Origin of the sequence: Micromonospora sp. WMMD812, from assembly GCF_027497215.1 — a bacterium.
In the GTDB taxonomy this organism is placed as follows: Bacteria; Actinomycetota; Actinomycetes; order Mycobacteriales; family Micromonosporaceae; genus Micromonospora.
Genome location: NZ_CP114904.1, coordinates 992,299 through 1,004,407 on the forward strand (window position 1 = coordinate 992,299; position 12,109 = coordinate 1,004,407).

13 protein-coding genes are annotated in these 12,109 nt (G+C 74.1%); 10 read left to right on the forward strand and 3 right to left on the reverse strand.

Features of this window, described 5'->3' with window-relative positions; all coding sequences use genetic code 11:
- Window positions 1-39: 39 nt before the first annotated feature.
- A complete protein-coding gene (locus tag O7603_RS04475; RefSeq protein ID WP_281574415.1) occupies window positions 40-513 on the forward strand; it encodes a hypothetical protein in 474 nt (157 codons plus the stop codon).
- The gene (locus O7603_RS04480) at window positions 513-1,001 is read left to right on the forward strand and encodes a hypothetical protein (protein WP_281574416.1); all 489 of its coding nucleotides are present in this window, start codon (window positions 513-515) and stop codon (window positions 999-1,001) included. The genes O7603_RS04475 and O7603_RS04480 overlap by 1 nt, the downstream gene beginning before the upstream one ends.
- Here O7603_RS04480 and O7603_RS04485 read toward each other — a convergent pair.
- On the reverse strand, window positions 971-1,633 hold the full coding sequence (locus O7603_RS04485) for a TetR/AcrR family transcriptional regulator (RefSeq protein WP_281574417.1): 663 nt from the start codon (window positions 1,631-1,633) through the stop codon (window positions 971-973). The genes O7603_RS04480 and O7603_RS04485 overlap by 31 nt on opposite strands.
- Window positions 1,634-1,744: 111 nt before the next feature.
- On the opposite strand from O7603_RS04485, the gene O7603_RS04490 reads away from it, so the two are divergent.
- Genes O7603_RS04490 through O7603_RS04500 form a run of 3 tightly spaced genes read left to right on the forward strand, consistent with a single transcriptional unit; the run spans window position 1,745 to window position 5,170 of the window.
- Window positions 1,745-3,229, forward strand: a complete 1,485-nt coding sequence (locus O7603_RS04490) for an NAD(P)/FAD-dependent oxidoreductase (protein WP_281574418.1) — start codon at window positions 1,745-1,747, stop codon at window positions 3,227-3,229.
- The gene (locus O7603_RS04495; protein ID WP_281574419.1) at window positions 3,222-4,166 is read left to right on the forward strand and encodes an SDR family NAD(P)-dependent oxidoreductase; all 945 of its coding nucleotides are present in this window, start codon (window positions 3,222-3,224) and stop codon (window positions 4,164-4,166) included. The genes O7603_RS04490 and O7603_RS04495 overlap by 8 nt, the downstream gene beginning before the upstream one ends.
- Window positions 4,163-5,170 (forward strand): alpha/beta fold hydrolase, encoded by a 1,008-nt coding sequence (locus O7603_RS04500; RefSeq protein WP_281574420.1) that lies wholly within the window; start codon window positions 4,163-4,165, stop codon window positions 5,168-5,170. Before O7603_RS04495 ends, O7603_RS04500 begins: the two co-directional genes overlap by 4 nt.
- A 37-nt stretch (window positions 5,171-5,207) precedes the next feature.
- Here O7603_RS04500 and O7603_RS04505 read toward each other — a convergent pair whose 3' ends face one another.
- Entirely contained in the window at window positions 5,208-6,410 is a 1,203-nt protein-coding gene (locus O7603_RS04505; RefSeq protein WP_281574421.1) for a low temperature requirement protein A, read from the reverse strand.
- A 143-nt stretch (window positions 6,411-6,553) separates the two neighbouring features.
- Here O7603_RS04505 and O7603_RS04510 point away from each other — a divergent pair, with 143 nt between their 5' ends.
- The 3 genes from O7603_RS04510 to O7603_RS04520 all read left to right on the forward strand — a co-directional run bounded on the left by O7603_RS04510 (window position 6,554) and on the right by O7603_RS04520 (window position 9,802).
- Window positions 6,554-7,651, forward strand: coding sequence for a CapA family protein (locus O7603_RS04510; RefSeq protein ID WP_281574422.1), 1,098 nt, complete (start codon window positions 6,554-6,556; stop codon window positions 7,649-7,651).
- 97 nt (window positions 7,652-7,748) lie between these two features.
- A complete protein-coding gene (locus tag O7603_RS04515) occupies window positions 7,749-8,441 on the forward strand; it encodes a GntR family transcriptional regulator (RefSeq protein ID WP_281574423.1) in 693 nt (230 codons plus the stop codon).
- Window positions 8,438-9,802, forward strand: a complete 1,365-nt coding sequence (locus O7603_RS04520) for an MFS transporter (RefSeq protein ID WP_281574424.1) — start codon at window positions 8,438-8,440, stop codon at window positions 9,800-9,802. The genes O7603_RS04515 and O7603_RS04520 overlap by 4 nt, the downstream gene beginning before the upstream one ends.
- Here O7603_RS04520 and O7603_RS04525 read toward each other — a convergent pair.
- A complete protein-coding gene (locus tag O7603_RS04525) occupies window positions 9,768-10,196 on the reverse strand; it encodes a hypothetical protein (RefSeq protein ID WP_281574425.1) in 429 nt (142 codons plus the stop codon). The genes O7603_RS04520 and O7603_RS04525 overlap by 35 nt on opposite strands.
- 194 nt (window positions 10,197-10,390) lie before the next feature.
- On the opposite strand from O7603_RS04525, the gene O7603_RS04530 reads away from it, so the two are divergent.
- Together O7603_RS04530 and O7603_RS04535 are read left to right on the forward strand one after the other, a co-directional pair.
- Entirely contained in the window at window positions 10,391-11,479 is a 1,089-nt protein-coding gene (locus tag O7603_RS04530; RefSeq protein ID WP_281574426.1) for an S-(hydroxymethyl)mycothiol dehydrogenase, read from the forward strand.
- A complete protein-coding gene (locus O7603_RS04535) occupies window positions 11,476-12,105 on the forward strand; it encodes an MBL fold metallo-hydrolase (protein WP_281574427.1) in 630 nt (209 codons plus the stop codon). The genes O7603_RS04530 and O7603_RS04535 overlap by 4 nt, the downstream gene beginning before the upstream one ends.
- Window positions 12,106-12,109 lie beyond the last annotated feature (4 nt).

The following is a 12,109-nucleotide window of genomic DNA, read 5'->3' on the forward strand; positions in this document are numbered from 1 at the left end:
GACAGTACGTGTCAGGGGAGCGTCCGTACCGTCCCGGGCATGGCATTTCGCGACAAGGACCTGCGCGTCCTGGGACCGGTCACGGTGACCGGCCGGCAGCTCAAGCGCTACCACATCGACCAACCCGACCGACCGATCGAACCGGAGGTGGAGAAAGCGGCGTACGACCTGCTGCCGAGCCTGCTCCCGGGACCCGACGGCACCCCGCCCGCCGGCTGGGTGGTGCTGCACCGGGGCGCGGACACCGGCGCCTACCTGCTGGCGTACTGCTGGACCTGGGACAACGTGGTCGAGGTGCGGATCGCCGTGGCCGGTCAGCCGGCGCTGGACTGCCCGGACGAGGACCCGAGCCACTTCGTCCCGCTCGATCGGCCGGGCGTGGGCTGCGTCTGGGAGCTGGGCGTGCTGGAGCACGAGCGGGCCGCCTGGATCCGGCACGTGCTCGCCCCGCAGCGGCCGGACGTCGAGGCGTACCTGGCCGACAGCCGCGCCGAGGGGCCGGTGGGCCTCTGATGGGCGACTTCGACTTCTTCGTCGGCACCTGGGACGTGGTCAACCGGCGGCTGACCAAGCGGCACGTGGGCAGCGACGAGTGGGACGAGTTCCCCGGCGTCTCGGTCGCCGGCAGCTTCTTCGGCGGCGCCGGCAGCTTCGACGAGATCACCTTTCCGACCAGGGGCTTCTCCGGCGCCACCGTCCGGATCTCCGACCCGGCCGCCGGCACCTGGTCGATTTACTGGATGAACAGCCGGCACGGGGTGCTGGAGCTGCCGCCGGTGGTCGGCCGGTTCGTCGACGGCGTGGGCACCTTCTACGCCGACGACGTGGACGAGGGCCGGCCAGTGCGGTGCAGGTTCATCTGGTCCGGGATCACCGAGACCTCGTGCCGCTGGGAGCAGGCGTTCTCCACCGACGGCGAACGCACCTGGGAGACCAACTGGACGATGGACTTCACCCGGCGCGGCCCGGGTCAGGCGGGTGGGGGTGTGGTGCTGCGGTAGATCGCCGACAACCACACGTCGAGCAGCACGTCCACCACGTCCGGCCCGGCGACGGCGGGCCCGTCGGCGGCGAACGCGGCGTAGATGACGCGTTCGTTCATCGAGTTCAGCGCGATGGCGAGGTCCCGGGCGGGTGGGCCGCCCGGGGCCGCGCCGCGCTCCCGCTCGGCCCGGATGGCCGTCTCGGTGGCCTGCACCCACCGTTCCAGCACCGCCGCCCAGAGCCGGCGCACCTCGGCGTTGGTGCCACGCACCTGCGCGCAGGCCAACGTCACCGCCTTGTGGGCCTGGAACGTGTCGTGGAACCGGCTGATCAGCTCCCGCCAGCGGGCCCGCGGGTCCTCCGCCAGCCGGTCCAGGACGTCGCCGGCCGCCGCGTCGGCCTCCTCGGTCACCCGGTCGAGCAGCGTGAGCAGCACCGCGTCCTTGGAGGGGAAGTAGAAGTAGAACGTCGGGCGGGAGATCCCGGCGCCGCGGGCCAGGTCGTCGATGGAGATCTCGGCGAACGGCCGCCGTTCCAGCAGCCGCTCGGCGGTGCGGAGGATCGCCAGCTCGCGGTGGTCGCCGGCGGACCGGGCGGCCCGCCGTCCGCGCGGGGTCGCACTCCCGCCGGCGGCACGGACGGTCGTCATGGCCGTCGATCCTATCGCGGTTCAACACCCTGTCGAGTGAGTCGACAGGGTGTTGACCGGCGTCGACGGTGGTGGATAAGGTCCGGTCCACCGCCACCATCGGGAGATGCCATGGCCTCCGACCACGTCGACGTGCTCATCGTCGGCGCCGGGCTGTCCGGCGTCGGCGCCGCCTGCCACCTCCAGCGCAGCTGCCCGGGCCGGACGTACGCGGTGCTGGAGGCCCGCGACGCCATCGGCGGCACCTGGGACCTGTTCCGCTACCCCGGTGTCCGGTCCGACTCGGACATGTTCACCCTCGGCTACTCCTTCAAGCCGTGGACCAACCCGAAGGCGATCGCCGACGGCGACGCGATCCGCGACTACGTCCGGGAGACCGCCCGGGAATACGGCGTGGACGCGCACATCCGGTTCCGGCACCGAGTGGTCCGCGCCGCGTGGGACAGCACCACCGCCCGCTGGACGGTGCACGCCCACCGGGAGGACACCGCCGAAACCGTCGAGCTGACCTGCGCCTTCCTCTACGTCTGCTCCGGCTACTACCGCTACGACGAGGGCTACACCCCCGCCTTCCCCGGCGTCGACCGGTTCGCCGGGCGGCTGGTCCACCCGCAGCACTGGCCGTCCGACCTGGACCACGGTGGCAAGCGGGTCGTGGTGATCGGCAGCGGCGCCACGGCGGTCACCCTGGTGCCCGCGGTGGCCGAGCGCGCCGCCCACGTGACCATGCTCCAGCGCTCGCCCACGTACATCCTGCCGTTGCCGTCGCGCGACCGGTTCGCCGACGCGCTGCGGCGCCGGCTGTCGGCGCGGGCCGCGTACCCCGTGGTGCGGTGGAAGAACGTCCTGCTCACCAGCGCCAGCTACCAGTTCAGCCGGCGCGCCCCCGGCCTCATGAAGAGGCTGCTGCGCCGGGCCGCCCGGCGTCGCCTCCCGGTCGGCTACGACCTCGACCGGCACTTCGCCCCCCGCTACGACCCCTGGGACCAGCGGCTCTGCATCGTGCCCGACGGCGACCTCTTCACCGCCGTGCAGGCCGGCCGGGCGTCGGTGGTCACCGACACCGTCGACACCTTCACCGAGCACGGCGTCCGCCTGGCCTCCGGTGCGGAGCTGCCCGCCGACGTCGTGGTCACCGCCACCGGGCTGAACCTGCTCGCCCTCGGCGGCATGACCCTCACCGTCGACGGCGCGGCGGTCGACCTGGCCGGCACCGTCGCCTACAAGGGCATGATGCTCTCCGGCGTGCCGAACCTCGCCATGACCATCGGCTACACCAACGCCTCCTGGACGCTGAAGGCGGACCTGGTCGCCACGTACGTCTGCCGGTTGCTGCGGCACCTGGACCGCACCGGGCAGCAGATCGTCACCCCGCTGCCGCCGCCCGGCGAGGACCGGGTGCCGCTGATCGACCTCCAGGCCGGGTACGTGCTGCGTAGCCTGGATGCGTTGCCCAAGCAGGGCGCCTCCGCGCCCTGGCGGCTGTACCAGAACTACCCGCGGGACGTGCTGCTGATGCGGCACGGCCGGCTCGCCGACTCCGGCGTGCGGTTCTCCCGCGCGGGCAGCCAGGAGAGGAGCGCGCTCCGTGCGTAGATTCGACTTCGCCGACGGCACCGCCCTGGTCACCGGCGCCGCCAGCGGCATCGGCGAAGCCCTGGCCCACGCGCTGGTCCGCCGCGGCAGCCACCTCGTCCTGCTCGACCGGGACGCCGCCCGGCTCGACGGCGTGGCCTCGGCCCTGCGCGCCGCGTACCCCGACCGCCAGCTCGCCACCTACCTGGTCGACCTGGCCGATCCGGCGGCGACGGCCCGGGTGGCCGCCGAGGTCCGGCAGCGGCACCCGCGGGTCCGGCTGCTGATCAACAACGCCGGAGTGGCCCTCGGCGGCCGCTTCGACCAGGTGACCTTCGAGGAGTTCAGCTGGGTCGTCGACATCAACTTCCGGGCCGTGGCGCAGCTGACCCACGCGCTGCTGCCCGCGCTGAAGGCCGAGTCCGGCGCACACCTGGTCAACGTGTCCAGCCTCTTCGGGCTGATGGCGCCGCCCGGGCAGACCGCCTACTCGGCGAGCAAGTTCGCCGTCCGGGGCTTCACCGAGGCGTTGCGGCCCGAGCTCGCCGAGAACGGGATCGGGGTCACCTCGGTGCACCCCGGCGGCATCAACACCCGCATCGCGGCCAACGCCCGGATCGGCAGCGGTGTCGACCACACCGAGTACGAGCGGGGCCGGCGGCAGTTCGAGAAGCTGCTCACCATCCCGCCGGCCAGGGCCGCCGAGGTGATCCTGCGGGCCGTCTCCCGACGCCGGGGCCGGGTGCTGATCGGCTGGTCTGCGAAGCTCCCGGACCTGTTGGTCCGGGTGGCGCCGGCCTCGTACCACCGGGTCCTCGCCCTCGGTCTCAAGCGCACGACCATCGGCTCGGCGCCGGGCGTCACCACCGCGCCGACCCCGCCGGCGCCGGCGGCCGCCGTACCCACCCCGCGGTCCGCCCCGGCGCCGACCGCCGACACCGCCAGGGAGTCAGCGTGAGCGCCGACCGTGCGAACCCCGCCGCCGCGAACGGAACGGCCGCCTCCGTGAGCACCCCGGACCGCCCCCGCCACGTCACCGTCGCCGGGCGCCGGGTCCGCCACCGGGTCGACGGCGACGGCCCGCCGGTGGTGCTGCTGCACGGCATCGGCCGGACCCTGCGCGACTTCACCGAACAGCACGAGCTGCTCGCACAGGGGTTCCGAGTGCACAGCGTCGACCTGCCCGGCTACGGCGGGTCGCTGCCGATGGCCGGGCCGCACGGCCTACCGGGGCTGGCCCGCTTCGTCGGCGACTACCTCGACGCGGTCGGCGTCGACCGGCCCGCGCACATGGTCGGCAACTCGCTCGGCGGCGCGGTCGCCATGCAGCTGGCCGTCACCGAACCGGCGCGGGTCGCCAGCCTCGCGCTGGTCGGCAGCGCTGGCTTCGGCCGGGAGGTGACCCTGGCGCTGCGGCTGCTTGCGCTGCGCCCGCTGGGCCGGATGCTGCTGCGTCCCAACCGGAACGCCGCCCGGCGCGTCGAACGGGCGCTCTTCCACGACCCGGCGTTCGCGACCGCCGAGCGGATCGCGTACGCCCTGGAGGTCGCCCGCCAGCCCTACGCCGCGCGGGTCATGCTGGAGACCCTGCGGAGCCTGGGCGGCTTCCGCGGCGCCCGGCCACAGTGGCGGGAGGAGCTGCTGACCCGGGTGGCGGAGTTGGACGTGCCGACGCTGGTCGTCTGGGGCGACCGCGACCTGATCCTGCCGGCGGCCCACCTCGACGCCGCCCGCGCCCGGCTGCCGCGGGCCCGCACCCACCTGTTCCGCGACTGCGGGCACATGCCGCAGATCGAACGGGCCGAGGAGTTCCACCGGCTGCTGCTCGACTTCTGGGCCGCGCCCGCCGACGCCGCACCGATCACGACCGGCGACCAGGCCGGCGCAGGGGAGAGTCTCACGGCGACCATCGACGACCCCCGCGACGCCACCCGGCGCCGACCCGCCCCGGAGGCGGGCTGAGGGCCGCGAGCCGGGTGTCGTCCCGCTGCTCCGTCGGTCAGGACGCCAGCGGGCCGGCCGCCGCGGCATCCGCTTCCTCGCCGGTCCGCGCGTTGAGCGGCCGGCGGGCCAGCACGGTGACCACCACCAGAAGGAACAGCAGCGCCGCCACGAGGTGCACCGGCGCGGGGCCGAGCGGGGCGAGCAGCGTCAGAGCCGCGGTGATCGGGAAGGCCGTGACCAGCAGCCCGCGATCCCGCCGGCGGACGTGCACCGCCCAGACCACGAGCAGGTAGACCGCGACCGGCACGGCTACCGCGTACCCGACGACGGTGCCGGAGACGTGCGCCGTGTGCCGCTCGTGGTCGACCGCCACCGCCAGGCCCGCACCGACGGCGGCGATCGAAGCGAAGATCAGGTAGTGGCCGTACCCCCAGACCAGCGAATCGCGCAGCCGGGTCGACACCTCGACCGGCCGGTCGAAGTAGACCCACCACAGCGCGAACACGATCACCGCGCCGGCCGCGGCGAGTGACCAGAGGCCGTGCTCACCGGCGTCCACCCCGGTCTGGATGGCCAGCGAGATGGCCAGCACCGCCTCGCCGAGGACGATCAGGGTGAACAGGCCATACCGCTCGACGATGTGCCGCGGGTGCCACGGGGTCATCCCGGACCGCTCGGCGAACACCGGGACCAGGACGTCGGCGAGCGCCAGCACCAGGAACGAGGCCAGCCGCCAGTCCTCGGGCAGGAACAGCCGGAGCAACCAGCCCGACTGCACGACGGTGACCCCGATCGCGTACCGGATCGCGGCGACACGGTGGTCGGGGTCGCCGGCCGCCGCGCGGATCCAGTGCGCCACCGCGGCCAGCCGCATCACCACGTACCCGTAGGTGATCGCGGTGAAGTCGCCCTCGGTGAAGGCACGCGGCACACCGGCGGCGATGATCAGCGCGCCGGCGATCTGCACCAGCGTGGTGATCCGGTAGACGTCGTCGTCCGTGTCGTACGCGGAGGCGAACCAGGTGAAGTTCATCCAGGACCACCAGATCGCGAAGAACACCATCAGGTAGCTGGTCACCGCGTGACCGATGTGGTCCTCCGACACGTCGTGGTGCAGGCTGGCGGCCGCCTGCGCCACCGCCACCACGAAACACAGGTCGAAGAAGAGCTCCAGCGGCGTGGCCGTGCGGTGCGGCTCGTCCGGGCGGCGGGCCGTCATCCGCCGGTACCAGGGGTGCGCGGATCGGGTCTGCGTCACGGATGCTCCTCGGGGCGGCCACGGGTCGCCCCACGATAGCCAGCCGACCGGCCGGACGAGCCACGGATTCCGTCGGCGGCGCCGTGCGCGGCCCGAGCCCGATCTGGCAGGTGCGGGCGGCGCCCGGGCGGGAAAGCGCCCGCATGGCCGACGACGCGCTGACCCTCTTCCTCGCCGGGGACGTGATGACCGGCCGCGGCGTGGACGCGGTGCTGCCCCACCCGGGGCCGCCTGAGCTGTGGGAGGAGCTGGTCCACGACGCGCGCGAGTACGTCGGCCTGGCCGAGCGGGTCAACGGGCCCGTGCCCCGACCGGTGCCGCCGGCCTGGCCGTGGGGCGACGCCCTGGCGCTCCTGGACGATGTGCGGCCGGACGTGCGGATCGTCAACCTGGAGACGGCGGTGACCGGACGCGGGAGGCACGCGCCGGGCAAGGCCGTGCACTACCGGATGCACCCTGGCAACCTGCCGTGCCTCACCGCGGCCGGCATCGACGTGTGCGCGTTGGCCAACAACCACGTGCTCGACTTCGGGCCGGTCGGCCTCACCGACACGCTCGACGCGCTGACGGCCGCCGGCGTCGCGAGCGTCGGCGCCGGCCGGGACGCCGCGTCGGCGTGGCGGCCGGCCCGGACGGTGCTCGCGGGAGGCCGAGGCCTGCTGGTCTTCTCGGTCGCCGCGCCGTCCAGCGGGGTGCCGTCGACCTGGGCCGCGAGCCCGGACGGGCCCGGCGTCGCCTACCTGCCGGAGGTCTCCGCCGCCTCGGCCGACGCCCTCGCCGAGCGGATCCGCGCCCAGGCCGGGCCGGCGGACCGGGTGGTGGTCTCCGTGCACTGGGGGTCCAACTGGGGGTACGACGTGCCGGCGGAGCAGCGCGCGTTCGCGCGCCGGCTGCTCGACGCGGGGGTCGACGTGCTGCACGGGCACTCCTCGCACCACCCGCGGCCGGTGGAGGTGCACCACGGTCGGCTGATCCTGTACGGCTGCGGCGACCTGATCGACGACTACGAGGGGATCAGCGGTCAGGAGGCGTACCGGCCGGAGCTGCGGCTGCTCTGGCTGCCGACCCTCGACGCCGCCACCGGCGAGCTGCGCGACCTGCGGGCGGCGCCGGTGCGGATGCGCCGGATGCGACTGGAACGGGCCGCCCCGGCCGAGGCGGACTGGCTCGCCGACCTGCTCACCCGGCTGGGGGAGCGGTTCGGGGTGGCGCCCGACGGGCTGCTGCGCCTGGTCCGCTGAGGTGCGGGCCGGGGGCCAATTCGCCCCGGTCCGTGGTTCCCGCCACGTTCCCGACGACCGCGTCGGCGTCTCCACCCGGGGAACGCATCATAGATACATGACGCATCCCTCTCCGGCGGGCCAGCCGGCGCCAGTTGCGGCGGCCTCGGCCCGCGCTGCCACGCCCTCCGCCGCCGAGCGCGCCTACCGGTACCTCAAGGGCGCGATCCTGGAACAGGTCTACCCGGGCGGGCTGCTGGTCAGCGAGGGCGAGATCGCCGAGGCGACCGGGGTCTCCCGTACGCCGGTGCGCGAGGCGCTGCTCCGCCTGGAGGCGGAGGGGCTGGTCAAGCTCTACCCGAAGCGGGGCGCCCTGATCCGGCCGGTCTCCGCACGGGAGATCACCGACGTGATCGAGGCCCGTCGGCTGGTCGAGCTGCACGCCGCCGAGCGGGTCTGGCCGCGCCGGGCGGAGCTGAAGGCCGACCTCGGCCGCTGGCTGGCCGAGATGCGGACGGCGCACGCCGCCGGGGACCTCACCGCGCTGATGGCCGCCGACCGGGCCTTCCACGCCGCCGTGGTGGACGCCGCCGGCAACGAGATCCTCGCCGAGCTGTACCAGCGCCTGCGCGATCGGCAGCTGCGGATGGGCGAGGCCAGTTTCCGCCTCTCACCCGGCTGGGCGGAGGTGGCGCTGACCGAGCACGCCGCGCAGCTCGCCCTGCTCGACGACGAGGATCCGGAGCGCTGGCTGGCCGCTGTCGCCGCGCACATCGACACGGCCGCCACCATGCTGCGGACGCTGCGGTGAGCGCGGCCCCCGCCGCACCTGCCGTTCCCCGCCGATCCGCCGTCCTGGTCTGGGGCGTGGCGCTGACCGCGTACGTGGCCGCGGTCTTCCACCGCAGCTCGCTCGGGGTCACCGGGGTCGACGCCGCCCACCGCTTCGACATCAACGCGTCCGCGCTCGCCACCTTCTCCGTCGCCCAGCTGGCCGTGTACGCGGCGATGCAGGTCCCTGTCGGGGTGCTGATCGACCGGTTCGGCTCGCGCCGGCTGCTGGTCGCCGGCGGCGCCCTGATGGTCGCCGGCCAGCTCTGCTTCGCCCTCGCCACGGACGTCCGGCTCGCCGTGGCGGCCCGGATCCTGGTCGGCCTCGGCGACGCGATGACCTTCATCAGCGTGCTGCGGATCGTGACGTTCTGGTTCCCCGGCCGGGCCAACCCGCTCATCGTGCAGCTCACCGGCACGCTCGGCCAGCTCGGCGCGATCCTCGGCGCCGTACCGCTGGTGGCCCTGCTGCACCACGCCGGCTGGACCCCGGCATTCCTCGTCGCCGCGGCGTTCGGCGCGACGGCCGTGCTGCTCGTGCTCGCCGCCGTGCGGGACACTCCGCACCGGGAGACCCTGGCCGGTCCGCCACCCCGGTTCGCCGACGTCCGCCGGGAGCTGGCCACCGCCTGGGCCCAGCCCGGCACCCGGCTGGGTCTGTGGACACACTTCGTCACCCAGTTCTCCGGCGCGGTCTTCGCGCTGCTCTGGGGCTATCCGTTCCTGGTGCAGGCCCAGGGTCGGACGCCCACCGCCGCGGCGGCCCTGCTCACGCTGATGACCGTCGCCGGGCTGCTGGTCGGGCCGGTCCTCGCCCATCTCTGCGCCCGGCACCCGTTCCGCCGGTCGGTGCTGGTCTTCACGGTGGTCGCCGCCACCGCGACGGTGTGGGGGGTCGTGCTCAGCTGGCCCGGGCCGGCGCCGCAGTGGCTCCTGGTGGTGCTGGTGCTGGTGCTCGCGGTCAACGGACCCGCCTCGATCATCGGCTTCGACTACGCCCGTACGTTCAATCCCACGCACCGCATCGGCAGCGCCACCGGCATCGTCAACGTCGGAGGCTTCGTCGCCTCGATCGTGCTGGTGCTCGCCGTCGGCGCGGTGCTCGACCTGACGACCCCGGCCGGGCGCGACACGCCCGACCTGACCGCGTTCCGCTGGGCCTTCGCCGTGCAGTACGCGCTCTGGGCGCTCGGCGCGGTCCAGGTGCTCCGCTATCGCAACGCCGCTCGCCGCCAGCTCGCCGCCGCCGCGTCCGCGCCGTCCACGCGTGCGGCGGACCGGGTCGCGGTGCGCGCGCCGGGCGGCGTCAGTGGTGCAGGCGGCGGTGCCGGCGGTGGGTGAGGTCGTCCAGCAGCAGGGTCAGCCCCGCGCCGACCAGCCACGCGTCCTTGGCGATCGGTACGCCCTGCTGCGTCGGGCGGAGGCTGTTCGGCTCACGTAGCCCCGGCGTCTTGACGTAGAGCTGCATCAGACCGCTGCCGAAGGCGGCCAGGCCCAGCCCGACCAGCGCCGACGGGATGAACGGGACCACCAGGGCCGCCCCGATCGCGACCTCGCTGTACGAGAGGAGCTTGGCGAACTGGTTCGGGCTGAACCGCCGCAGCTGCGGCACCGCCCCGGTGGCCATCCCGTGCAGCCCCTCCGCGGCCTCACCCTCCAGCGTCCGTTTGGACAGCCCCGAGTTGAGGAAGAAGGCGCCGATGGCCACCCGCAGTGGTACGTGCACTAACTTCATGATCACTCCCGCGGTCCGGACGGTTCGGGCCCCCGCGTACCCGCCAGTCGGCGCGATAACCGCACCCGCGGCGACTGTGCCGCACTGATCGATCGCGATAGGTTCGCCGGGAGGCCGACCGTCGGCACCCGGGCGCCCGCGGCGCACCGGTGCGTGCGGCTGGCCCGCCGCCACCGCCGAACAGGAGGGCAAGCGTGAGCCAGGAGGTCCGGGGGGTCATCTCCCGCAGCAAGGGCACGCCGGTCGAGGTCACCACCATCGTCGTACCCGATCCGGGGCCGGGTGAGGCGATCGTCAGGATCCAGTCGTGCGGGGTCTGCCACACCGACCTGCACTACCGCGAGGGCGGCATCACCGACGAGTACCCCTTCCTGCTCGGCCACGAGGCCGCCGGCATCGTCGAGGAGGTGGGCGAGGGCGTCAGCGACGTGGCGCCCGGCGACTTCGTCATCCTCAACTGGCGCGCCGTGTGCGGGGTGTGCCGGGCCTGCCGGCGCGGCCGCCCCTGGTACTGCTTCGCCACTCACAACGCCCGGCAGCGGATGACCCTGACCGACGGCACGGAGCTGGCGCCGGCGCTGGGCATCGGGGCGTTCGTCGAGAAGACGCTCGTCCACGCCGGGCAGTGCACCAAGGTGAACCCGGCGGCGCGACCGGCGGCGGTGGGGCTGCTCGGCTGCGGGGTGATGGCCGGCCTGGGCGCGGCCATGAACACCGGCGGGGTGACCCGGGGCGACTCGGTGGCGGTGATCGGCTGCGGCGGCGTCGGCGACGCCGCGGTCGCCGGCGCGGCGCTGGCCGGCGCGACGACGATCGTCGCGGTGGACACCGACTCCCGCAAGCTCGACTGGGCCCGCAGGTTCGGCGCCACCCACACCGTCAACGCCTCCGAGGACGACCCGGTCGAGGCGATCCGTGCCGCCACCGACGGCTTCGGCGCCGACGTGGTGATCGAGGCGGTGGGCCGCCCGGAGACCTGGAAGCAGGCGTTCTACGCCCGCGACCTGGCCGGCACCGTCGTGCTGGTCGGGGTGCCGACCCCCGAGATGAACGTCGACATGCCGCTGCTCGACGTGTTCGGCCGCGGCGGCGCGCTCAAGTCCAGCTGGTACGGCGACTGCCTGCCCAGCCGCGACTTCCCCATGTTGACCGAGCTCTACCTCCAGGGCCGCCTCGACCTGGACGCCTTCGTCACCGAGGAGATCGCGCTGGACCAGGTGGAGCAGGCCTTCGACCGGATGCACCACGGCGACGTGCTGCGGTCGGTGGTGGTCTTCCCGTGACCGCCCGCATCGACCACGCCGTCACCTCCGGGACCTTCTCCCTGGACGGGCAGACCTTCGACGTGGACAACAACGTCTGGGTGGTCGGCGACGACACCGAGTGCGTCGTGCTGGACGCGCCGCACGACGTGGACGCGATCCTGCGCGTGGTGGGGGAGCGGCGGGTCCGGGCGATCCTGGCCACCCACGCCCACGACGACCACGTCCGGGCCGCCCCGGCCCTCGCCGAGGCCACCGGCGCCCCGGTGCTCCTGCACCCCGCCGACCGGGTGCTGTGGGACCTGGTGCACCCGGACGTGCCGCCGGACGGGCAGCTGCGCGACGGTCAGACCCTGACCGTCGCCGGCACCGAGCTGCTCGTGCTGCACACCCCGGGCCACAGCCCCGGCGCGTGCAGCTTCCACGCGCCGGCGTTGGGCGCCGTGTTCACCGGCGACACGCTCTTCGCCGGCGGGCCCGGCGCCACCGGCCGCTCCTACAGCGACTTCGGCACGATCATCCGGTCGGTGCGGGACCTGCTGCTCACGCTGCCACCGGAGACGATGGTGCACACCGGGCACGGCGACGACACCACCGTCGGTGCCGAGGCGCCGCACGTCGACGAGTGGATCGCCCGGGGCCACTGAGCCC